The sequence below is a fragment of the Actinopolyspora mortivallis genome, from assembly GCF_003001495.1.
In the GTDB taxonomy this organism is placed as follows: Bacteria; Actinomycetota; Actinomycetes; order Mycobacteriales; family Pseudonocardiaceae; genus Actinopolyspora; species Actinopolyspora mortivallis_A.
In genome coordinates this window covers 22,869-45,690 of sequence record NZ_PVSR01000001.1, presented here as the reverse complement: position 1 = coordinate 45,690, position 22,822 = coordinate 22,869, and the positions used below count along the sequence as shown (strand labels likewise).

The following is a 22,822-nucleotide window of genomic DNA, read 5'->3' as shown; positions in this document are numbered from 1 at the left end:
CCCGACGAGCCGACCTGGCGGCGACTTCGCGGAGCCACCCCGTCTGGCGACTGATCGCCGCGAAGTCTCGGTCAGATTACGAGAGGTACGCCGAGTAGTCCAGAGTGGGGGTGGCAACACGACGGAACGTGCTCCACTCCGGCGTCGAACCCGCAGAAAACACCCCCGGAAGGGGCTTGTTCCTTCCACGGCGGAAGGATGCCGAACGCGATCGGTGACAAGCGGCGTGCGCCCCGTTCGGGCCACGGCCTCACACCGAACGGGGTGTGGCGGGGACTGGGCGGGGATGTCCGCTCACCCGGGACTGATCCGCTCCAACAGCACCGCCGAGGTCACCGTGTAGGCACCACGCCTGCGCACCGACTCCACCACCTCCCGGTCCGAGGTGGCCACCACCAGCTGCCTGCCCACCGGCTCGGCGTCCACCAGGTCCCTGATCAGGTCGTCGGCCTGCACCCCCGGTTCGCTGAACAGCACCCGCACCCCTCGTGGCCCGGCGTTCGGCACCGAGACGACGTTGGCACCGTCGAAGACCACGGTCACCTCCACCCCGGAACGCGCGGCCAACACCGCCGCCTGCTGGGACAACCGCTCCCGCTGCTCGGCGAGCGGAAGATCCGGGTAACCGGTCTTGGTGACGTTGTAGCCGTCGATGATCACGTGAACGGCGGGAAGCGCCAACAACCGGTCCAACACGGTCACGTCCGGAACGTCCTCCACCGCTCCGGCACCGGCCCGCACCCGGGAGACGGTTTCCGCCGGTTTGGGGCCCGAACGGGGGCCGCCGCCCGAGGTGGAACCGATCTCCCTGCGCAGCCCGGCGATCGAACCCTCCAGGGTGTCCAACAGCAGTTCCAGCCGCACCTCGTCACCCTTCCGGGCCTCCCGAGCAGACTGTCGGGCCGTCTCCGCCTCGTTGCTGGCGCGCTCGGCCCTCGCCCGTTCCTCCCTGGCCCGGTTCCGCTCGCGGTCCCGCTCCGCGGTCAGCTCGGCGATCTCGCGGTCCTTGGACCGGGCGAGTCGTTCCAGTTCGGCACCGAGGCGCTCCACCTCGGTCCGGCACTCCTTGAGCTGGACCCCCTTCTGTTGGAGTCGCTTACGCAGGCGCTCGACGTCCTTGCCGCTGTGTTCGCGGGCCCGTTCGACGGACTCCGCCGTCTCAGCCAGTTCCCGTCGCAGTCGTTCGTTCTCGGAAGCGAGCTTCTCGGCGCGCGCGAGCGCCGAGTCCCGCTCCTCGCCGGTCCTGTCCTGCCGGGTCCTGCGGTCGATCAGTTCGACGTAGTGCGCCGCGTTCACCGTGTTCAGCAACACGTTGGCGGTGGCCGCGGCGAGCGGGTCCCGCTGCCGGAGCTCCAGCACCTCCGGTCGCTTCCTACGGCACCAGTCCAGCACCGCCGCGCGGAACACCGTCGACTCCCCCATCGCGGCCAGCAGCTCGGCGTGCCCCAGTTTGGCCCTCTTGGCCGCCGCGAAACGCATCACGGGACGCACTCGGCCGGGCACGTCCCCCGGACGCATCTCCCCCACGGCGGAGGCCGCCACCTCGGCTATCCGATGGCGCAGCGGATCGGGCAGACCGTCCCAGTCGACGCTGCTGTCCTCTCCGGTCGTGGAACGTGCTGGCTCCGCTGCGGTCTCCGTGTCGGTCCGCGGGTCGTCGGCGCTGTCGCCCGTTGTCGACGGTGTCACTCTTCCAGGCTAAGGTCTGCGCGGACGATTACCTACATCCGGCGGTTGCGGTGTCGCCGTACACTCTTTTCCGCCGGTCAGCACGAGCGCATACCCTCACCACGATGACCAGGTCCCCGCAGCACACCCAGATGTCCCTCGACGAGGTGGGACAGCCACTCGACGAGGTCACCTTCGTCGTGGTGGACCTGGAAACCACGGGCCGCAGCCGCGAGCGGGACGGCATCACCGAGATCGCCGCGGTGAAGACGCGCGGAGGCGAGACGGTGGCGGAGTTCTCCACTCTGGTCTCCCCCGGCCGCCGGGTCCCCTCCGAGGTCACCGCGATCACCGGCATCACCGACCACATGCTCTCCGAGGCACCCGCGCTCGACAGCGCGCTGACCGCCTTCCTGGACTTCGTCGGTGACGGTGTGATCGTGGCGCACAACGCCCCGTTCGACCTCGGATTCCTGCGGGCTGGCTGCGCCCGGCTGGGGCTGCGTTGGCCGACCCCACCCGTGGTCTGCACGCTGCGCCTGGCACGCAGGGTGCTCTCCGCCGGCCGGACCCGGGGACACTCCCTGGGCGAGCTCACCACGGCGCTGGGCACCGCCCACGCCCCCGCCCACCGGGCGCTGCGGGACGCCCGTGCCACCGCCGACGTGCTGCACGCGCTGCTGCGCAGACTTCCCCACGAGGTGCGCTGTCTGGAGGAGCTGTCGGAGTATCTGTCGGGGGTGACCGCCGCCCAACGGGGCAAGCGCGACCTGGCGGCCGGACTCCCCGCCGGCCCGGGGGTGTACATGTTCCTCGGCCCGAACGAGGAGGTGCTCTACATCGGCACCGCCACGAACCTGCGCCGCAGGGTCGGCCAGTACTTCACGGCCGGGGAACGCCGGGCACGTGTACGGGAGATGGTCTCGCTGGCCGAGCGGGTCGACCACGTGAGCTGCGCACACCCGCTCGAAGCGCAGGTGAGGGAACTACGTCTGCTGGGGGCCCACCGCCCCGAGTACAACAGCAGGTCCAAGAACCCGGGCCGGGCCTGGTGGATCTCGCTCACCGCGGAGACCTTCCCCCGGCTGAGGATCACCCGCAAACCGGGCCGGGAGTCACTCGGACCGTTCCGCACCAGGAACTCAGCGACCCGGGCCGTGGAGGCGCTGCACGAGGTCACCGGCATCCGGAGCTGCACCGAACGGATCCCGGCCGGGGGCTCGGGGCGCAGTCCCTGTGCCGTGTACGAACTCGGGCGTTGCGGGGCTCCCTGCGCCGGTCACGAAACCCCCTCCGAGTACGACCGGCACGTGGGCGCGGTCCGGGAACTGGGCGACGGCAGCGGGGACGTGGTGCTGCACCGGCTGCACGAGCGGCTGGAGGAGCTCGCCACGCTCCAGCGCTTCGAGGAGGCCGCCTGCGGGCGGGACCGCCTCGCCGCACTCGTCCACGCCCTCGACCGCGGTCAGCGGTTGGCCGCCCTGGCCAGCGTTCCGGAACTGGTCGCCGCCCGCCCCGACGGGTCCGGGGGATGGATGATCGCCGTGGTACGGCACGGGCGGCTGGCCGCGGCGGGCACCGCACCACGGGACACCCCTCCGATGCCGGTGGTCGAGGCGCTGCTCGCCACGGCCGAAACCGTGGTGCCGGGACCGGATCCCCTGTACGGAGCCCCGGTCGAGGAGGTCCGGGTGATACACCGTTGGCTGTCCGCCCCGGAGACCAGAATGGTCCGGTGTCGCCGAGCGTGGAGCGAACCAGCCGGATCGGCGGGAAAGTGGCGTGAGTGGGCCGAGCGGGCCTCCTCCGCGCGCACTCCCTACGCGGGGGCGGACTGAACCACCGCCCCAGGGGACCGCACGCCGAAGACCGTCGCCGCTGGCGAGGATCACTCCAGGTCGCCGCTGGTGACGATCCGGCTCGGATACAGGTACACCGCGAGCTGGCCCGGTCCCGCGATCCGGCTGCCGAGGCGCTCGGCTTTCTCGGCCCCCACGTAGTGGGCCGCCACCGTGGTGGCCACCCGCAGCACCTCGTCACCGTCGTCGGTGGTCTCGGCGGTGCCCTGCAGCTGCACGAAGGTGTGGGCGCTCTGTTCGTCGACGCACAGCGTCAGACGCGGGTCCCGGGCGATCGCGGCCGCCTTGGCACTGTCCGCTCCGGTGTTGAACACGATCCGTCCCTCTTCGGGGGCGAACCAGATCGGGGCGACCAGGGGACGTCCGTCCGAAGCCAGGTAACCGAGTTTGCCGGTACGACCGCCCTGCTCCAGGAAGGAACGCACCGGACCGGTGATCTCCGTCATGATCCCGACCGTAGTACCTCCCGCCACGCCGAGCACGGACGCACCCTTCCACCCCGGGCGAACGAAGAACCGGCGGCCCCGTCCACGCGGGACGGGACCGCCGGTTCGGCCCACGGTGCCGTGGGAAGGATCACTCCTCGGGCTGGCGGGACTTGCCGCCGACGAGCTCCCTGTCGGGGTCCTGCTCCTCGGCGGAGTTCCGCTCCCGCTCCAGAGCCTCCGCGTGCTCGCGCGCACGCGCGGCCTCCAGGGCGGCCGTCTCCTCGCTCGGGTCCGGCTTGAGCCAGCTGCCCTCGACCGGCTTGCCCGCGGCGCCCAGCTTGTTCATCTTCTTCGGCACCGGAGCGCCCTGGTACTCCAGCTCCTCCGGGTGGCCGTGCTCGTCCACCGGGCCGAGCGGCTGGTGCACCTCGACGAACTCCCCGTGCGGCAGCCGCTTGATGATCCCCGTCTCGATGCCGTGTTCCAGCACCTCCCGGTCGGACTTCTGCAGACCGAGGCAGATCCGGTAGGTGACGTAGTAGACGATCGGCGGGGCGACCAGCAGCCCGATGCGCCCGATCCAGGTCATCGCGTTCAGGGAGATGTCGAACTTGAAGGCGATGATGTCGTTGACACCCGAGATCATCAGCACCGAGAAGAAGGTCAGCGCCATCATCCCGAGGCTGGTGCGCACCGGAACGTCCCGTGGACGCTGCAACAGGTTGTGGTGGGCGTCGTCCCCGGTGAGCTTGCGCTCGATCGCCGGGTAGGCGATCGCGACGGTGAAGATCAACCCCATGAACAGCACCGTCGGGAAGAACACGGCGGGGATGGTGTACTCACCCCACAGGTAGACCTCCCAGGCGGGCCAGAGCCGGCTGGAGCCGTCCGTCCAGATCATGTACCAGTCCGGCTGCGAGGCGGCCGAGACCTGCGAGGCGTTGTACGGACCGAGGTGCCAGATCGGGTTGATCTGGAAGATGCCGCCCATCAACGCCGTCACACCGGTGACCACGGCGAAGAAGCCACCGGCCTTGGTCGCGAACACCGGCATGATCCGCACGCCGACGACGTTGCTCTCCTTGCGCCGCACACCGGGGAACTGGGTGTGCTTCTGGTACCAGACCAGCGCCAGGTGCACGGCGATCAGCCCGAGAATGATCCCCGGCAGCAGGAAGATGTGCATCATGTAGAAGCGCGGGATCAACTCGGTACCGGGGAACTCCCCGCCGAACAGGATCCAGTGGATCCAGGTGCCGACCACGGGGATCGACAGGGTGATCCCGGAGGCGATGCGCACGCCGGTGCCGGACAGCAGGTCGTCCGGCAGCGAGTAACCGGTGAAGCCCTCGAACATGCCCAGGATGAACAGCAGAATGCCGATCATCCAGTTGGTCTCCCTCGGACGCCGGAAGGCGCCGGTGAAGAAGATGCGCAGCATGTGGGCCACGATCGAGGCCATGAACAGCAGCGCGGCCCAGTGGTGCACCTGCCTGGCGAACATCCCTCCGCGCACCTCGAAGGAGATGTCCAGGGCGCTGGCGAAGGCCCGGGACATCTCGATGCCGCGCAGGTTGGTGTAGGCGCCCTGGTACTGCACCTCCGCCATCGAGGGGTCGAAGAAGAACGCCAGGTAGGTGCCGGTCAGCAGCAGCAGGATGAAGGTGTACAGCGCCACCTCACCGAGCAGGAACGACCAGTGGGTGGGGAACACCTTGTTGAACTGCCTGCGCAGACCGGCCGCTGCGTTGAACCGTTTGTCGACCTCGTCGGCCTGCTTGCTGGCCGCGCGGTACAGCGCGCTTTCCGACTTGGTCGGGGTGGTTATCGAACTCATGAATTCCGCTCCCAGTAAGCCGGGCCGATCGGCTCGATGAAGTCGCTCTTCGCCACGAAGTAGCCTTCCTCGTCGATCGTGATCGGCAACTGCGGCAGAGCGCGTGTGGCGGGACCGAAGACCGGCTTGGCGTAGCTGTTGGCCACGTCGAACTGCGACTGGTGGCAGGGACAGAGCAGCCGGCCGGTCTGGGCCTCGTACAACGAGGTCGGGCAGCCGAGGTGGGTACAGATCTTGGAGTAGGCGTAGTAGTCGCCGTAGTTGAAGTCCTCCTGGCCCTGGCGTGCCACCGGGTTGTCGCCCGGACGCAGCCGGATCAGCATGACCGGGTTGTCGGAACGGCGCAGGGCGTGCAGCAACGCCTCCTCGTTACCCCGTTCGGACTCGCGGAACGGGAAGACCGTCTCGAAACCGCCCGGGGAGAGGTCCTGGGCCCGCACCAGCGAGATCTCGTGGGGATCGCCGGTGTTGCGCCGCAGGTAGACCTTCTCGCCCTCGCTCTGCATCCATCCTGTGTGGTTGAGCGAGTCGGGACCCGTCTCCGCCCAGGGGTTCTTGACCATCCCGCCGAGCACCAGCACGCCCGTGCCCAGACCGAAGGCCCCGGCCCCGAAACCGGCGGTCCGCTTGATCATGGAGCGGCGGGCGATCGTGCTGCGGTTACCCGCGTCGGCCAGCTCGGCCGCGATCGTCTGCCGGTCCAGCTCGGAGGAGCCGTGCCCGTCGTGACGCTGCTGCACGGCGACCTCGTGGGGCATGAACTTCTTCGAGTACAGGATCGCCCCGATGCCCACCGACAGGATCGACAGCCCCAGGAAGAACCCGATCAGCGGGTTGTACAGCGAGTACAGGAAGTGTCCCCGCTCGTCGGCCAGAGGGTTGACGTAGCGCCAGGGCCAGAAGACGAAAACCCCGATGAAGGCCAGTGCCGAGAACCCTGCCAGGGAGAACCAGGCGGCGACGGCGCGCTCGGCGCGTCGTTCGGCGCGAGTCCCCTTGACCGGCCAGGGGTCCGGGTACTCGACCAGTTCGACGTCGTCCTGGGCCAGTCCCAGCCGGACCTTCTCGTCGCGGCTCATCTCCGCGAGTTCCGCCTCGGTGGGCTGTCGCCGCTCCGGGCCGGCGGAGGAGGTCTCGTTGCCCGCTTCGTGGTCGTGTCGTTCGCTGTTGTTCTCGCTCATATCCCGCTCACTCATGCCCTGGCTCCGATCCACAGGGTGAGACCGACGAGACTACCGAGGCCGATGACCCAGGCGACGACCGTCTCGGGGCCCGGACCGTAGCCACCGAGCGCGTTGCCCCCGGGGTTGTTGTTGCCGTCGGTCACCGACTTCACATAGGCGATGATGTCCTGCTTCTCCTGGGGAGTGAGCTGCCGCTCGGAGAACTTCGGCATGTTCTCCGGTCCGGTGAGCATCGCCTCGTAGATCTGCTGCTCGGAGGCCGGAGCCAGTTCCGGGGCGAACTTACCCGAGGACAGCGCGATTCCCCGCCCGGTGAAGTTGTGACAGGAGGCGCAGTTCAGTCGGAACAGTTCGGCACCGCGCGCGGGGTCGTCGCCCTGCAGCTGTTCGCCCTTCTGCTCGGGCTGCTCCGGCCCGCCTCCGACCGACTGCGCGTACGCGGCGAGCGCCTGGATATCCTCCGGGGAGAACTCCGTGGGCTTGCGCTGGGCCTGCGCTCCCTGACGCGCCAGCGGCATACGCCCGCTGGAGACCTGGAAGTGCACAGCCGCACCACCGACCCCGATCAGGCTCGGACCCCGATCCTCAACGCCCTGCAGGTTCTCGCCGTGACAGCTGATGCAGGACCCCCTGTAGATCTCCTCACCCTTGCTGACCAGCGCCGGGTCCTCCGCGGCCGTCGCGGTCTGCGGTTCGGGAAGCAGCACACTGTAGAGGCCGCCCGCGGCCACCAAGGCGATCCCGAGCGCCAGCACACCGGAAAGCCGTCGCCGGAACTTGGAACCCGTGCGGTTGCGTTTCTTGTTGGTGGTCATGAGTGCGCAAAACCCTTGCTGTCATGTTCGGGATGATTCAGCGGCAACAACATCACGCTCTGCTCGTATCGCTGCCTTGACCCATGGCTGTGGCGACCTCCGCGGAACCGCCTCACGGCACCAGGTAGATGACCAGGAACAGGCCGATCCACACGATGTCGACGAAGTGCCAGTAGTAGGACACGACGATCGAGGCCACGGCCTGGGCCGGTGTGAACTTGCTCATCCTGGTCCGGATCATCAGGATCACGAACGCGATGAGCCCACCGATCACGTGGAGACCGTGGAAGCCCGTGGTCATGTAGAACACGGTGCCGAACGCCGAGGACGCCATCGTGGTGTGGTGCTCGGTGATCAGCGTGTGGTACTCACCGGCCTGGCCGATCACGAAGATCAGCCCCATCACGAGCGTGAGCATGTACCAGCGACGGAGTCCGTAGACGTCACCACGCTCGGCCGCGAACACACCCCACTGACAGGTGAACGAGGACGCCACCAGGATGATCGTGAACGGAAGGGCGTAGGCCACGTTGAGTTCGGCGGGTGGCGGCGGCCACGGACCCTCGTTCTGGGCCTTCACCGTGAAGAACATGGCGAAGAGCCCGGCGAAGAACATCAGCTCGCTGGCCAACCAAACGATGGTGCCCACGCTGACCATGTTCGGGCGGTTCAGCGAGTGCACGCGTTGACTGATTGAGGGCGCTGCCGTTGTCACGCGACGCATTATGTCGCGAACGATTTCGGGACGCCCGCGCGGGTCCACCCGTGTCCGTTCCCGCGGAGCCACACCACGGCGGGAACTACCCGGTGTGAACGCCCGGGGCGGGCCTCCACACTGGTCGGCCGCCGGACAGGATCCTCCCGTTCCCGGAGGTGCCGCGCTGCCCCCGCGTCGGGAAGCCTGCGCCCTCCCGAGAAGACAGGACCGCCCTGCGACCGGCACTGAACTGCGTAAACGCGGTGGTCGAGACCAAAGGACGGACCCCCCGTCCGAGTCGCCCCCTCGGTTCCTCGTCCACTCGCCCTCCGCCGGATTCACGGTGCGCACGAGCACCGACGGGGGGAATTCTCCCCTCCGGGGCGGTCGCACAGCGTGTCCGCCCTTCGGGGGACTCCTCGCGGAGGGACCGAGCCACGGGGGAGTTCCCGCCCGTCGGATTCGGGGGAGAACGGGCCGGGCGGACAACCGCCGCGGGGACGAACACGACGAGATCTTCGCAATAGTGAGGTGTGTTACCCCTTTCCGCACCGATCCGGATACGATACGAGCACTCGTGAACACCGAGCACGAGTCACAGTCGGACAACGGCCGCCACGGCAGCCAAGGAGTGCTCATGAACACATCGGCGAGCAACGTCTGCGTGTTCAGCCACCGAGCGGACGTGCGTGACGCGATCACGACGGCCATCGGACGGCGTCCGGCACCCGACGTCGGTCGGGTGCGGTACACGGAGGCCTCGACGGTGGCCGAGGTGATCGGAGAGGTGGACGCCGGTCGGGTGGATCTGCTGATCCTGGACGGCGAGGCACAGCCCACGGGCGGGATGGGAGTATCGCGGCAGCTGAAAAACGAACTTGCGGACTGCCCACCGATCGTGGTCACGGTGCGACGTGAGGACGACCGTTGGCTCGCCACCTGGTCCTTGGCCGACGCGGTTCTGGTGCATCCACTCGATCCGCTGACCGCCGCCGAGTGCGTGGCCGGGGTCCTGCGCGAGCACGTCCTTCCCGCACCCCACGGCTGAGAAGAGCATTCGAGGACGCCACCGTGCACACAGCGAGTCCCACTTGGCCCGATCTGCTGAGCCGTCTCGTCTCCGGACAGCCCCTGGAGAGCACGGAGACGGCGTGGGCGATGGACCAGATCATGACGGGAGAGGCCACCCCGGCCCGGGTGGCCGCTTTCGCCGTCGCGTTGCGCGCGAAAGGCGAAACTTCCTCGGAAATTCTCGGCATGGCCGACGCCATGATCGCCCACGCCCTGCCCCTGGACATCCCCAACAAGGCCGTCGACGTGGTCGGAACCGGGGGCGACCGGGCGGGCACCGTCAACATCTCGACCATGACCTCGATCGTGCTCGCCGCCTGCGGAGCCACGGTGGTCAAACACGGCAACCGCGCCGCCTCCTCGAACTGCGGCACCGCCGACGTGCTGGAGGAACTGGGGGTCGCCATCGACCTGCCCCCCGAGGGGGTACGGGAGTGCGTCCGCCGGGTGGGGATCGGTTTCTGCTTCGCGGCCCTGTTCCACCCGGCCATGAAGCACACGGCGGGTCCCCGCCGGGAGATCGGCATCCCCACCGCGTTCAACGTGCTCGGCCCGTTGACGAACCCGGCCCGTCCCGGCTCCGGCCTGATCGGATGCGCCGACCCGCGCATGGCCCCGATCATGGCCGAGACCTTCGCCCGCCGTGGCCACTCGGTGCTGCTGGTCAGCGGCGACGACGGCATGGACGAGATCACCACGACGACCACCACCACGACCTGGGTGGTCGGCGACGGCACGGTGCGCCGGGAACACATCGACCCCACCGACTTCGGAATCGCGCTGACCAGCCCGGACAAGCTCCGGGGAGGTGACGCCGCCGTCAACGCCCGGGTGGTGCGCGAACTGCTGGACGGAGCGCGTGGTCCGGTCCGGGACGCGGTACTGCTGAACACGGCGGGCGCGCTGGCCGCCTACAACGGCCCGGTCACCGACCTGCGAGGCGCCCTGGAGGAAGGACTGCGGAGAGCGGCCGAGGCCGTGGACTCCGGTGCCGCGCGCGAACTGCTGGACTCCTGGAGCGCACTCTCCGGCGAGCTGCGCCCGGAACACTGACCCCGGTGACGAAGCCGCCTGCACCGGTGTTCCCGGTTCCTCCCGCCCCAACCCGGGTGGGGCGGGAGGGCTCAACGGGGCGGACGAAGACTCAGGAGGACTCCAGGCCGACGGAGAAGGTGGCCTCGGTGTCCTGACGGGAGTAGGAACGGAAGGCGATGTGCGTGTCGGTGTCCAGCACACCGGCGACCTTGTTGATCCGGCCGGGCACGATGTCGGCGATCTCCTCGTGCGCCCGGGCGCGCACCATCGCGATCAGGTCCACGTCACCGGCACAGGAGTAGACCTCGCTGACACCGTCGATGTCCGCGATCTCCTGCGCCGCCTGGGTCAGGTACTCGGCGGCCGTTCGGATGAGCACGATCGCGGTGATCACGGTTGTCCCTCCATAGCAGACGTGACGCGGAAAGAACGTCACGACCCGTACACCGGGGCGGGCAGCGGGAAAAACCGCTCCTGCCGGTGGCACGGGTCGTGACGCCGGGGTGACCGGCTCACTCGTGGTTCGGTCCGGTGTGGTACTCGAACACCAGGCCGGCGACGGTGATCAGCACCGCCCCCGAGGACAGCACGATCATCCAGACGTGGCCGAAGGCCAGGGCGAGCCCCGCGAAGGCCGAGGCCGCCGCGATACCGAACGGCCAGTAACTGCCCGGGCTGAAGAAACCCAGTTCGCCCGCCCCGTCACTGATCTCGGCGTCCGAACGGTCCTCCGGACGCAGATCGATACGCCGGGCCACGAACTGGAAGTAGCTTCCGATCAGCAACGAGAGCGCACCGACGAGGATCAGCGCGACCGTTCCCACCGGTTCTTTCGCCCAGAAGCCGTACACCACAGCCGACAGGAAGAAGAAGAAGGTGATGATGTTGAAGATCTTCGCTTCGACCTTCATGGAGTCCTCACTCTCGCCCCGTGCGCTCCACCCGAACGCAGTCGTGCCTGGTCGCCTACCGTTCGCCCGTCATCCGTTCGTGGCCGCAGCACCGGCGTCCTCCGGCAACGAGTCCTCACGGTCGGGATCGAAGGGGATGGTGGTCACCGAGTTCGGGGAGCAGAGCTGCCCGCAGTCCATGGTCCTCAGCGCCTCGGCGGTGGTGTAGGGCGCACCGGTCTCCGGGTTGGTCCGCGTGCGCAGGTCCATGTACCGCTCGAACTTGTCCGGGGAGAGCGCCCGGACCTCGAAGTTCATCATCGAGTGGTACGTCCCGCACAGCTCGGCACAACGCCCCACGAACGAACCCTCCTGGTCGATGGAGTTCTGGAAGACGTTGTCCTGGTTGTTCTTGTCCGGGTGCGGGAAGGTGTCCCGCTTGAAGTGGAACTTCGGGACGAAGAACGAGTGGATCACGTCCTCGGAACTCAGCCGGTACTCCACCGTGGAGTCGGTCGGCAGCACCAGCAGGGGGGTCCAGTCGGTGGTTCCGACCGTCGAGACGGGCTCCCCGTCCGGGGTCTGGTAACCCGGGTAGCGGAACTCCCAGTTCCACTGGAAGGAGATCACGTCGACCGCGACGTCGGGATCGCTCTCCTTGGCCTGTACCTCCTGTTGTGTCGTCGCCGTGAAGTAGAACAGCACGACGACCATCACGAACGGAATGACGGTGTAGATGATCTCCAGGGGGTTGTTGTACTGGAACTGACGGGGCAGCTCGTCCCCCTTCTTGCGATGGAAGGCCACCGTCCAGAAGATCAGTCCCCACACCAACACACCCACGGCGAGAGCCGCGATCACCGACCAGGTCCAGAGCTGACGCATCGCCGCGGCGTCACTCGTGACGCCGGTCGGCCAGCCGAACCGCAGCACCTGGTCAGGAGTACAGCCCGTGGCCACGACGCACACCAAGCCGATCACTCCGCCGAGCTTGACCAGTCGTGGCACTCGGGTCCCGTCCTTCAGGGCCACTGCGCGACGCCTCCTCCATGTGAAACTCACCGGCACGGCGCTGGCGTTTCTCCCTCCGCCCGTGACGGAAGATCGGCCGCCGGAATACTGTAGCGACCCTAGCCCAGTAGTAGCCGCGATACTGCTCCGGGGTGGCGGAGCACCCGGGCCATGGTCACCTCCGGTGGCCCAGATCACCAGCCGGGCTCCCTCAGGATCCGCGAACCCCCGCACCCCGGCGAGGACGAACGCCCCGGCACGCCCTCCCCCGCGTGTACGTCCCCGCGGCGTGGGCACGGCATACTGGGAGCACCGATCTCCCGTACGGGGGTCGACAACCGATCATCCCCGCGACACGAGAGGTGCGCGAGACGCGTGTGCGGCCTGCTTGGACTGGTTTGTCCCACCGAAGAGAACGCCGGCAAGGCAACGAACGCGGTGGCCAACGCGCTGCCGTGTCAGCGGCACCGAGGACCGGACGAAAGCGACACCTGGCACGGCGGCGAGGTCGTGTTCGGGTTCAACCGGCTCTCGGTCATCGACGTCGAGCACTCCCACCAGCCGCTGAGCTGGGGTCCGCCGGAATCGCCGGGCCGGTACACGATCCTGTTCAACGGCGAGATCTACAACTACCTCGAACTGCGGGCCGAGCTGGCCGAGCACCACGGCGCCACGTTCCACACCGACGGTGACAGCGAGACGATCATCGTCGCCTACCACTACCTCGGCTCGGCGATGGTCGAACGACTGCGTGGGATGTTCGCCTTCCTGGTCTGGGACAGCCAGCGCCACGTCGTGTTCGGGGCCCGCGACCCCTTCGGGATCAAGCCGTTGTACTACGCCAGCGGGCCGAACGGGTTGGCCTTCGCCAGCGAGAAGAAGAGTCTGCTGCACCTCGCCGGGACTCTCGGGATCTCCGAGGAGGTCGACCGCCGTTCGTTGCAGCACTACCTCCTGTTGCAGTACGTCCCCGAACCCGAGTCGCTGCACCGCTCGATCCGGCGCGTGGAGTCCGGCACCTCCTTCACCGTCGCCCCGGGTGGCCAGCTGGTCACCGAGCGGTACTTCTCCCCCAGGTTCTCCGCGCGCGAGATCAACGATGAGGGGCAGGCCGAGCGGCTGCACGAGGAGATCGCGGACGTGATGCGCGACTCCGTGGCCAAGCACATGCGCGCCGACGTCACGGTGGGCGCCTTCCTGTCCGGCGGTATCGACTCCACCGCGATCGCCGCGCTGGCCAAGGAGCACAACCCGGACCTGATCACGTTCACCACCGGCTTCGAGCGGCAGGGCTACTCGGAGGTGGACGTGGCCGCCGAGTCGGCGGCGGCCATCGGGGTCAAACACGTCGTACGCACCGTCTCCGCCGAGGAGATGATGGAGTCCCTGCCGCTGATCGTGTGGTACCTCGACGACCCGGTCGCCGACCCGGCCCTGGTTCCGCTGTGGTTCATCGCCAGGGAGGCCCGCAAGCACGTCAAGGTGGTGCTGTCCGGGGAGGGCTCCGACGAGCTCTTCGGGGGGTACTCGATCTACCGTGAGCCGCTGTCGCTGGCCCCCTTCGAACGCGTCCCCGGCTCGCTGCGCAAGGTGATGGGCCGGGTGTCCACGGCCATCCCCGAGGGAGTGCGGGGCAAGGACCTGCTCCGGCGGGGCTCGTTGCCCCTGGAGGAACGCTACTACGGCAACGCGCGGATCTTCCGTGACGACCAGCTCCGGGAGCTGCTCACCCACTTCGACCCGCACGTCTCGCACACCGACGTGACCGCGGCCGCCTACCGCACCTCCCAGGGGTGGGACCCGGTCACCCGGATGCAGCACGTGGACCTGTTCACCTGGCTGCGGGGGGACATCCTGGTCAAGGCCGACAAGGTGACCATGGCCAACTCCCTGGAGCTGCGGGTTCCGTTCCTCGACAACGAGGTCTTCCGCACCGCCAGCACGATCCCGCTGGAGCAGAAGATCACCAGGGACACCACCAAGTACGCCCTGCGTCAGGCGCTGGCCAAGGTGGTTCCGGGGCACGTGCTCAACCGCCGCAAGCTCGGTTTCCCCGTGCCCATCCGGCACTGGTTGCGCGACGAGATGCACGACTGGGCGCGCACCATCATCCGGGAGTCGCAGACCGAACAGCTGCTGGACAAGAAAGCGGTGCTCCAGCTGCTGGAGGAGCACCGCTCCGGTGTGCTGGATCACAGCCGCAGGCTGTGGGCACTGCTGGTCTTCATGATCTGGCACGGCATCTTCGTGGAGAACCGGCTGACTCCCCAGATTCCGGAGCCCCACTACCCGGTGAAACTGTGAGCGCGCCCGCCGGGGCCGTGGCCGGCCCCGGCGGGATCCGTGGTCAGCGCACGTAGCGCTCGGCCACCACGTCCGGGGTCTCCAGGTTCCGCCCGGCGTCCATGTTGTGCGCCAGGCGGAGGAACTGGCTCATCGACCAGGCCAGCGGCGTGGCCGAGCCGGTCCCCTCCCCGAAGACGAATCCGGCCTCGGATTCGCGGTCCCAGACCTGCTCGGGGATGAGGTAGCCCTCGTTGGCCATCCGGGCCATCGTCTCCAGATGGGTACCGGCCGAACGCCCGGCCGCGATCTCGTACTCGCCCCGTTCACCGGTCAGCAGCGGCCAGAGCCTGCCCACTCCCGCTCCCGTGTAGGGGGATCCGTCCGCGGTCTCGCCGTAGCCGTCGTGGTTGTAGCGGTACCAGCCGGGCCCGTTCGGGGTCCGCACCCGCAGCAGCTCGTCCGTCTCCGCCAGGGAGTCCCGCACCGTGGGCGCCTCGGGCGAGAGGATGCCGAGACGGACCAGCTCCAGAAAGCCCGCGTCGACGACGGCGCGTTCGTCGTGACAGCCTCCGCCGTTGTTCAGGCACAGCTGGTGCCCGTTGTTCGGGTTCCCGTCGTCGTCGACGCGCAGGTAGTACCTGCCGTCCCCGTGCGGGCCCGAGGTGGTGAAGGTCCACTCGTCGACCCTGTTCCGCCACTCGTCCGCCGTGGACAGGTACCTCTGTGCGGCCCGCTCGTCACCGTGCCGGCGGGCCATGTCCGCCGCGGTGACCAGTCCGGCGATCTGGGCGGCGATGGTGGAGGGCGAGTACCCTCCCTCCTCCTCCCAACGCTCCTGCGGGGTGGACGGCCCGTTGTCGACGATGAAGTCGGCCGACTTCCTCAGTTTGGCCCACACCTCGTCTCCGGTGCGACCGAGCTGGTGGGCGAGCACGATCGGGTAGGCGACCTCGTCCATCTGCAGGCTGGGCCAGTGGGGTTCCCCGTCGAGCCAGGTGTTCTGGGGGAACGAGCCGTCCTCGTTCCACTGCACGTCCAACAGGTAGTCGAGGGCGCGCTCGGCCGCGGCCCGGTCGCCGATCGCGAGCGCCGCCGTGGCCGTGTGGTAGAGATCCCTGGCCCACACCAGGTGGTAGCCGGGCGTACAGCACTCGTCGGCGTTCTTCGCCTCGCCCCACGGTATGGAGGTGGAGGCCACGAAGGCCCCGCGGTGGGTCTTGTCCTCCTGGGACTTCAGTGTCATGGCGGCGACGTTGTACTGGGTACCCAGGCCACGCGAGGTGATCGCCTCCGGAGGCTCCCGCAGCGAGGACAGGTAGTCGTGCCATCCACGGTCATAGGCGGCACGCGCGCTCTCGTAGCCGGCGGACAGCGACGCCTCGGCGGCCGAACGCGCGGCCGAGCGGTCCGCACCGAAGCCGAGGGCCAGGGTGAACGTGCTGTCGTCGGTGACCGGAACCCGCGCGGTCTGCACGAGGTTGCCGGGGTCCGTGGCCCGCGCGTACTCGGCGTCCAGCCGGTGGTCGGAGTTCAGGTCCTGGTACCCGTCGCTGGAGGTGCCGCTGTAACCGCTGGTGAGCTTCGAGAACCCGACGGAGGAGGCCAGGGCGCTGGCGACCCGCCCGTCACTGGCCACCAGGGTGTTTCCCGACGTCGCTCCGGTGTCGCCCCCGCCGCTGCCGTCGAGCGAGGGGTTGTAGAGCGCGTAGAGGCGTAACGGACCTCCGTCGAGCACCTCGAAGCGGGTGCGCACCAGCAGCACCGAACGGTGCGGGTCGGTGACGTAGGTCTTGGTGATGCGGTACCTGCCGTCCCGGTCGGTGTTGACCTGCCGGTAGCGCAGCGACCGCGAGTCGGGCAGTTCGATCGTGCGTTCGGTGGCGTCGCGTTCGAGCTCGGTGAAGCTCCGGCCGTCACTGACGACGTACTGCATGTCCTGGACGTTGGGCACGTCCAGCTGGGGGTAGTAGACCTCGTTCAGGATCCCCTGTCCGAGAGTGTGCCACACCTGGGACTCCGGGCTCGTGGAGGTTCCGACCCCGTTCTTCGCCCCGGTGGTCCAGGCCGAGGCTATGCCCGGCGCTCCGGGGGCCGTGCCCGCGGCAGCGGCGGGGGTGAGCGTGGCCGCTCCGGTCACCGCCGCCACCGCGACCGCCAGCGTCCCGAGCACACGGCCACCGCCGTGCCCGAGTCGTCGTTTCCGCTTCACGTTCATCGTCCGTCCCTTTCTCCAGGGTGCGGGTTCGGGAAAACGCGCGGACAGTCTGCCCGGCTCCGCGCTCACTCGGCGCGGACTTCCCGTGAACGGATTTTTACGATCCGAACCACCACGAACGCAATCGATACAGAGAAAATCCCAGGAAAAGGACTTCTTTCCTTCGTTCAGAAAGGAGACGGCATCCCGGGGCGAAACGGGGACGACAGCGGGGTGTTGACTTTATCCTTTCAAGAAGCTCTGATGTCGCCTACGAGTCACCACGAGGAGAGGAAGACGATGCGACCACTGCCCGGCCTTCCACCGTTCGACACCGCCCCTGGTGTTCGGGGTCGCCACGAGTGTGTCGTCGATCAGCTCCGCGGGCTGAGTCGTCCCCGGCGGCCTCCGGCGACGTGAGGACGGGACGGTTCCGGGAAGCGGCCCGCACGTCCCCACCCTGTCCCGTCGGAGCGAAGAAAGCGCGCTCCCACCCGAGGCACGCCGGAGTTGTGTGAACAATTCCGGACGGCGAGAAACCGCCACCGGAAAAGGAATCCTCCCGGCCGGGTTTCGCCGCGCGCCGGAACCAAGAATTCGGCGGCGGAAGGAACGTTTTTCGGGGTTCCCCGCGGCACGGGGCGGGACCACGGAGGGCGAACGGTTCGGGCCCTCACCCGAGAGGGGCGGACCGGACCAGTGGCCGCCCACGAAAGAGCGGGACGGCCCCTGGGGAAGCCGCCCCGCTCACGAGATGTCCTCGCCCGTTCAGTGGAACGAGTCGCCGCAGGCGCAGGAGCCGCCCGCGTTCGGGTTGTCGATGGTGAAGCCCTGCTTCTCGATGGTGTCCACGAAGTCGATCACGGCACCCTGCAGGTAGGGGGCGCTCATCCGGTCGACCACCACGTCCAGGCCGTTGAACTCACGCACGGCGTCCCCGTCGAGCGTGCGCTCGTCGAAGAACAGCTGGTAGCGCAGACCGGCACAGCCACCGGGCTGCACGGCGATACGCAGGTGCATGTCGTCGCGCCCCTCCTGCTCGAGGAGGCTCTTGGCCTTGCTGGCCGCAGAGTCGGTCAACGTGACGCCGTGAGCCGGCGCCTCGGTCTCCACGGTCGTTTCCTGGGTGGTCATGGCTCTCCCTTGCGGTTTGCGGCTGCTGGCAGGTTCCCGCGACCTTCAACCGTCACGGTAAGTGCGCGTATTCCCGCGGGCCAACCCGCACACGGCCGATTGTGACACCCTCGGGCACCACCGACAGGATACGCGCGCGGCGGTCCCGGCCGCCGAACTCCCACGCGGCAGGGTTCGCCGCCCGAAGCGCCCCCCACGGGGCGGCCCCGTCGGCCCCGGACCGCATCCGGGGAAGTCCTTGCCGCGCCGGCAGCGAGGTGGGTTCTCGCCACAGCCGAGGTGACCCGAATCACCGAACGGGCTCAGCCTGTGGAAGCGACGATGTCCTCGTTCGGCACGGACAGGGTGTCACTTACGCTGGTGGTGTGAAGTTCCTCCGTCGTAACAGCACCGAGCCCACCACCGTCGCCGACGAACGCGGGAACGACGAGCGGACCTCGGCGAAGGAAGCGGATCCCACCCGGCCGAAGGGACGACCGACCCCGAAACGGCGCGAGGCCGAGGGCAAGAAACGCGGACCGGTTCCGCCTCCCCCGAAGACCCAGCGGGAGGCGTTCAAACGGATGCGTCGCAACAAGCCCGAGCGGCGTCGGGCCGCCGCGGAGCGGCGCGAGCGGATGATGGCGGGGGACGACCGTTACCTGCTGCCCCGGGATCGCGGTCCGGTGCGGGCACACGTGCGCGACGTCGTGGACTCCCGCAGGCACCTGATGGGGTTGTTCATGCCCCTGGTGCTGGTGGTCTTCGCGATCAGCCTGGTGCGTGACCCACTGTTGCAGCAGCTGGCCACGGTGTTCTGCCTGGCCCTGCTGGTGACCATGGTCTTCGAGGGGATCATGCTCGGCAGGCTGGTGAACAAGCACGTGCGGGCCAAGTTCCCCGACGCCGGGGAGAGGTCGCTCAGCCTGGGGTGGTACGCCTTCGTCCGGGCGATGCAGCTGCGCAAACTGCGCGTGCCCCGTCCCCGCGTGACCCCGAAGGACGCGGCACGGGTGGGATGACCACGGCGCCTCCCACGGCGTGTGCGTCCACGAACTCCTACTAGGCTGCGGCCATGGAGTTTCGCCGACTCGGTCACAGCGGTCTCACCATCAGCGAGATCGCCTACGGAAACTGGCTCACCCACGGTTCCCAGGTCGAGGAGGACCAGGCCCAGGCCTGCGTGCTGGCCGCGCTGGACGAGGGGATCACCACGTTCGACACGGCGGACGTGTACGCGGGCACCCGGGCCGAGTCCGTGCTGGGGCGGGCCCTGTCCGGCGTGCGCCGGGAGAGCATCGAACTCTTCACCAAGGTCTACTTCCCGACCGGGCAAGGGCCGAACGACCGCGGTCTCGGCCGCAAGCACATCATGGAGTCCTGCGAGGCCTCGCTGCGCAGGTTGCAGACCGACTACGTCGACCTGTACCAGGCACACCGCTTCGACGCCACGGTGCCGCTGGAAGAGACCATGACGGCCTTCGCCGACCTCGTCCGTCAGGGCAAGGCCCTCTACATCGGGGTTTCGGAATGGAACGCCGAACAGATCACCCGAGCCTCCGAACTCGCCCGTGAGCTGCGGGTTCCGCTGATCTCCAACCAGCCCCAGTACTCGATGCTGTGGCGGGTGATCGAGTCCCAGGTGATTCCCGCCTCCGAACGGGCCGGGATGGGTCAGATCGTGTGGTCCCCCATCGCGCAGGGAGTGCTGAGCGGCAAGTACCTCCCCGGGCAGGAGGCCCCCTCCGGCTCGCGGGCCACCGACTCCTCGGGCGGAGCCGACATGATCTCCCGGTTGATGCGCGAGGAGGTGTTGGAGGCGGTGCAGCGGTTGAAGCCGATCGCCTCCGACCTCGGGCTCTCCATGGCGCAGCTGGCCGTGGCCTGGGTGCTGCAGAACCCCAACGTCTCGGCGGCCATCATCGGCGCCTCGCGCCCCGAACAGGTCACCGACAACGCCCGCGCCGCCGGGGTCCGGCTCGACCAGGACGTGCTCGACAGGATCGACGAGGTGATCGGGCACCTCGCCGAGACCGACCCCAGGCACACGAGGACCCCGTGAGCCACGGTCCGCGCACCCTGGTGCTGGGTGGGGCCCGCTCCGGGAAGTCGGCCCACGCCGAGGGACTGCTGCCGGACTCGGAGCGGGTCACCTACGTGGCCACGGCCCGACGGGATCCGCACGACCCCGAGTGGAACGACCGCATCGCCGGACACGTGGCCCGACGTCCCGAGACCTGGCGCACGGTCGAGGCCCCGGCCCCGGGGGACCTGGCCGCCGTGCTCACCTCCGCGCGGGACTCGGACCCACCGGTGCTGGTCGACGATCTGGCCACCTGGTTGACCGGGGTGTTGGACGACGCGGGGGCCTGGGAACGCGATCCCGCCGCCCTGGAAACCGTGGAGCACCGGCGCTCCGAGCTGGTGCGGGCCTGCGCCTCCTGCCCGGCCAGGCTGGTCCTCGTCTCCGCCGAGGTCGGGCTCGGGGTCGTGCCCGCAACACGGGCCGCCCGGATGTTCCGGGACGAGCTCGGCGCGCTCAACGCCCGTCTGGCCGAGACGTGCGAGGAGGTCCTGCTGGTGGTCGCGGGCATACCACTTCGACTACGGTGAGTCACTACCCTACGGTGATGCGACGGAAGCGAGCGTGGTGAACACGTTCCCTCCCCCGAACCGGGGAGCGCCGTTGTTCCGCACCGCTGTCGCGTGCCGCTCCCGCCCGACTACTACGGAGGTAAGGCTTGTCCACGGTGTCCGGTTCCCCGTCGGCCACGCCGTCGGCCGACGACGACTCCCCCTCGGCGGTCGAGTTCGGCGTGGTCCCCCAACCCGACGAACAGGCGCACCGACAGGCCATCGCACGGCACGGTGAGCTCACCAAGCCGGCGGGTTCCCTCGGTCGACTGGAGGAGCTGGGCGTGTGGGTGGCCGCGCGCCAGGGAGTGTGCCCACCACGTCCCTTCGCCAGGCCGAGGGTGGTCGTCTTCGCCGGTGACCACGGAGTCGCCGACGACGGGGTGTCGGCCTACCCGAAGGAGGTCACCGCACAGATGGTGGCCAACATCCGTTCCGGCGGCGCGGCGGTCAACGCCCTGGCCGCCAACGCCGGTGCGAGCGTGCGCGTGGTGGACATGGCCGTGGACGGCACCACCGCGGAGGCGGTCTCGGCCCACAAGGTCCGGCGTTCCTCCGGGGCCCTGCACACCGAGGACGCCCTCACCCCCGAGCAGGCCCGCTCGGCCGTGCTCGCCGGTCGGACACTCGCCGACGAGGAGATCGACGCGGGTGCGGACCTGCTGGTCGCCGGAGACATGGGCATCGGCAACACCACACCGGCGGCGGTGCTCACGGCCGCGCTCACCTCCAGCGAACCGGTGGCCGTGGTGGGGCGGGGCACCGGCATCGACGACGCCGCGTGGATGCGCAAGACGGCCGCCGTCCGGGACGGCCTGCGCCGGGCACGCCGGGTCGCCCACGATCCGCTGGCGCTGCTGCGTACGGCGGGGGGAGCGGACCTGGCCGCGATGGCCGGGTTCCTCGCCCGGGCCTCCGCACGCGGAACCCCGGTGATCCTCGACGGCATGGTCGTCGGCGCGGCGGCACTGGTCGCCGAGGAACTGGCCCCGGGAGCCGTGCGGTGGTGGTTGGCCGGGCACCGTTCCGTGGAGCCCGCCGCCTCGATCGTTCTCGACCAGCTGGACCTGCGTCCCGTGCTGGACCTCGACATGCGGTTGGGCGAGGGGTCCGGGGCGGTGACCGCGCTGCCGGTGGTCAACGCGGCCGTCAGGGTGCTGGCGGAGATGTCCACCTTCGCACAGGCGGGAATCCAGGGCCCCACGGCGGACGAGGCCGTCGGTCCCGTGGCCTCCGGCTCGGGGGACTGAGCGCGCCGTGGACGGACTCCGCCTGGCGTTGGCCTGGCTCACCGTGCTGCCCGTGCGGGTGGGAGAGGTCGACGAGCGAACGAGCGCGCGGGCCATCACGTTCGCCCCGCTGGTGGGGATCCTGCTGGGGGGCTTCGCCGCCGGGTGGTTGTGGGCGATGCTCGCCCTCGGCGCCCCGGGGCTGCTGGCAGGGCTGGTGACCACGGGAGTGCTCGCCCTGGCCACCAGGGGGATGCACCTCGACGGGCTGGCCGACACCGTGGACGGACTGGGCTGCTACGGGCCGCCCGAACGGGCTCTGGCGGTGATGCGCGACGGCGGCACCGGCCCCTTCGCGGTGACCGCGCTGGTGCTCGTGCTCGGGATACAGGCCTCCGGCATGGCCCGCGCGGCGGAGAACGGCCAGTGGGCCGTGGTGGTGCTGGCCTGTGCGGTGGGGCGGGCCGCTTTCCAGCTGTGCTGTCGAACCGGTGTTCCCGCCGCCCGACCGGAGGGCATGGGGGCGCTGGTGGCCGGCTCCCAGTCGCGGATCACCGCGACGGCCTGGTGGATACCGCTGACGGTGGCCGGAGGTGCGGCCACGGCACCGCAGTGGTGGATCGGCACGGTGGCCGTGCCGATCACGGCGGGCCTGCTGTGGGTCCTCAGCAGACACGCCCACCGCAGGTTCGGCGGGATCACCGGTGACGTGCTCGGCGCCTCCAGCGAGTTCGCCACCACTCTCGTCCTGGCACTGTGCGCCTTCGGGGGCGTCTAGCCGCGCCCTGTCCCACCCCTGCCGGCGCGGGGTCCCTCGGAACCGGCGACGGTGCGGGCGGGATTCCGTCCCGGGGAGACGGTGTGTCTCCCC

General features: G+C 69.1%; 20 protein-coding genes. 9 read left to right on the top strand and 11 right to left on the bottom strand.

Annotation, left to right across the window (positions count from 1 at the left end; all coding sequences use genetic code 11):
- Positions 1-294: 294 nt before the first annotated feature.
- Positions 295-1,689, bottom strand: coding sequence for an NYN domain-containing protein (locus tag CEP50_RS00195; RefSeq protein WP_181188142.1), 1,395 nt, complete (start codon positions 1,687-1,689; stop codon positions 295-297).
- A gap of 104 nt (positions 1,690-1,793) precedes the next feature.
- Here CEP50_RS00195 and CEP50_RS00190 point away from each other — a divergent pair, with 104 nt between their 5' ends.
- Entirely contained in the window at positions 1,794-3,506 is a 1,713-nt protein-coding gene (locus tag CEP50_RS00190; RefSeq protein WP_106111880.1) for a DEDD exonuclease domain-containing protein, read from the top strand.
- Positions 3,507-3,556: 50 nt separating this feature from the next.
- On the opposite strand, the gene CEP50_RS00185 is transcribed toward CEP50_RS00190, so the two are convergent.
- From CEP50_RS00185 to ctaE, 5 genes are all read right to left on the bottom strand, one after another.
- Positions 3,557-3,973, bottom strand: a complete 417-nt coding sequence (locus CEP50_RS00185; protein ID WP_106111879.1) for a TIGR03618 family F420-dependent PPOX class oxidoreductase — start codon at positions 3,971-3,973, stop codon at positions 3,557-3,559.
- A 130-nt stretch (positions 3,974-4,103) separates the two neighbouring features.
- Positions 4,104-5,792, bottom strand: a complete 1,689-nt coding sequence (gene qcrB / locus CEP50_RS00180; protein ID WP_106111878.1) for a cytochrome bc1 complex cytochrome b subunit — start codon at positions 5,790-5,792, stop codon at positions 4,104-4,106.
- The gene (gene qcrA / locus CEP50_RS00175) at positions 5,789-6,973 is read right to left on the bottom strand and encodes a cytochrome bc1 complex Rieske iron-sulfur subunit (protein ID WP_106111877.1); all 1,185 of its coding nucleotides are present in this window, start codon (positions 6,971-6,973) and stop codon (positions 5,789-5,791) included. Before qcrA ends, qcrB begins: the two co-directional genes overlap by 4 nt.
- Before the next feature lie 11 nt (positions 6,974-6,984).
- The gene (qcrC, locus tag CEP50_RS20705; protein ID WP_106111876.1) at positions 6,985-7,791 is read right to left on the bottom strand and encodes a cytochrome bc1 complex diheme cytochrome c subunit; all 807 of its coding nucleotides are present in this window, start codon (positions 7,789-7,791) and stop codon (positions 6,985-6,987) included.
- A gap of 112 nt (positions 7,792-7,903) precedes the next feature.
- Positions 7,904-8,515 (bottom strand): aa3-type cytochrome oxidase subunit III, encoded by a 612-nt coding sequence (gene ctaE, locus CEP50_RS00165; protein WP_106111875.1) that lies wholly within the window; start codon positions 8,513-8,515, stop codon positions 7,904-7,906.
- Positions 8,516-9,125: 610 nt separating this feature from the next.
- Between ctaE and CEP50_RS00160 the strand changes: the two genes are divergently transcribed.
- Positions 9,126-9,536 carry a response regulator gene (locus CEP50_RS00160; RefSeq protein WP_106112245.1) on the top strand — a complete coding sequence of 137 codons (411 nt, stop codon included), beginning with the start codon at positions 9,126-9,128 and terminating at the stop codon, positions 9,534-9,536.
- Between the two features lie 23 nt (positions 9,537-9,559).
- The gene (gene trpD / locus CEP50_RS00155) at positions 9,560-10,612 is read left to right on the top strand and encodes an anthranilate phosphoribosyltransferase (protein ID WP_106111874.1); all 1,053 of its coding nucleotides are present in this window, start codon (positions 9,560-9,562) and stop codon (positions 10,610-10,612) included.
- Between the two features lie 91 nt (positions 10,613-10,703).
- On the opposite strand, the gene CEP50_RS00150 is transcribed toward trpD, so the two are convergent.
- The 3 genes from CEP50_RS00150 to ctaC form a co-directional block, all read right to left on the bottom strand.
- Positions 10,704-10,988, bottom strand: coding sequence for an Lrp/AsnC family transcriptional regulator (locus tag CEP50_RS00150; RefSeq protein ID WP_019853463.1), 285 nt, complete (start codon positions 10,986-10,988; stop codon positions 10,704-10,706).
- 118 nt (positions 10,989-11,106) lie between these two features.
- On the bottom strand, positions 11,107-11,505 hold the full coding sequence (locus tag CEP50_RS00145) for a cytochrome c oxidase subunit 4 (protein ID WP_106111873.1): 399 nt from the start codon (positions 11,503-11,505) through the stop codon (positions 11,107-11,109).
- A 69-nt stretch (positions 11,506-11,574) separates the two neighbouring features.
- Complete coding sequence (gene ctaC / locus CEP50_RS00140) at positions 11,575-12,516, bottom strand: aa3-type cytochrome oxidase subunit II (protein WP_106111872.1); 942 nt, start codon at positions 12,514-12,516, stop codon at positions 11,575-11,577.
- Positions 12,517-12,870: 354 nt separating this feature from the next.
- Here ctaC and asnB point away from each other — a divergent pair, with 354 nt between their 5' ends.
- On the top strand, positions 12,871-14,799 hold the full coding sequence (gene asnB, locus CEP50_RS00135) for an asparagine synthase (glutamine-hydrolyzing) (protein WP_106111871.1): 1,929 nt from the start codon (positions 12,871-12,873) through the stop codon (positions 14,797-14,799).
- Positions 14,800-14,842: 43 nt separating this feature from the next.
- Here the strand turns inward: asnB and CEP50_RS00130 are convergent, their stop codons facing one another.
- Together CEP50_RS00130 and CEP50_RS00125 are read right to left on the bottom strand one after the other, a co-directional pair.
- Positions 14,843-16,996 (bottom strand): glucan 1,4-alpha-glucosidase, encoded by a 2,154-nt coding sequence (locus tag CEP50_RS00130; RefSeq protein WP_106111870.1) that lies wholly within the window; start codon positions 16,994-16,996, stop codon positions 14,843-14,845.
- Positions 16,997-17,743: 747 nt separating this feature from the next.
- Positions 17,744-18,109 (bottom strand): HesB/IscA family protein, encoded by a 366-nt coding sequence (locus CEP50_RS00125; RefSeq protein WP_019853458.1) that lies wholly within the window; start codon positions 18,107-18,109, stop codon positions 17,744-17,746.
- A 365-nt stretch (positions 18,110-18,474) separates the two neighbouring features.
- Between CEP50_RS00125 and CEP50_RS00120 the strand changes: the two genes are divergently transcribed.
- From CEP50_RS00120 to cobS, 5 genes are all read left to right on the top strand, one after another.
- A complete protein-coding gene (locus tag CEP50_RS00120; RefSeq protein ID WP_106111869.1) occupies positions 18,475-19,110 on the top strand; it encodes a DUF3043 domain-containing protein in 636 nt (211 codons plus the stop codon).
- 53 nt (positions 19,111-19,163) lie between these two features.
- Entirely contained in the window at positions 19,164-20,150 is a 987-nt protein-coding gene (locus CEP50_RS00115; RefSeq protein ID WP_106111868.1) for an aldo/keto reductase family protein, read from the top strand.
- Positions 20,147-20,701 (top strand): bifunctional adenosylcobinamide kinase/adenosylcobinamide-phosphate guanylyltransferase, encoded by a 555-nt coding sequence (gene cobU / locus CEP50_RS00110; protein WP_106111867.1) that lies wholly within the window; start codon positions 20,147-20,149, stop codon positions 20,699-20,701. Before CEP50_RS00115 ends, cobU begins: the two co-directional genes overlap by 4 nt.
- Before the next feature lie 137 nt (positions 20,702-20,838).
- Positions 20,839-21,972 carry a nicotinate-nucleotide--dimethylbenzimidazole phosphoribosyltransferase gene (gene cobT, locus CEP50_RS00105; protein WP_258174704.1) on the top strand — a complete coding sequence of 378 codons (1,134 nt, stop codon included), beginning with the start codon at positions 20,839-20,841 and terminating at the stop codon, positions 21,970-21,972.
- A 7-nt stretch (positions 21,973-21,979) separates the two neighbouring features.
- Positions 21,980-22,729 (top strand): adenosylcobinamide-GDP ribazoletransferase, encoded by a 750-nt coding sequence (gene cobS / locus CEP50_RS00100; protein ID WP_106111866.1) that lies wholly within the window; start codon positions 21,980-21,982, stop codon positions 22,727-22,729.
- The last annotated feature ends 93 nt before the right edge of the window (positions 22,730-22,822 follow it).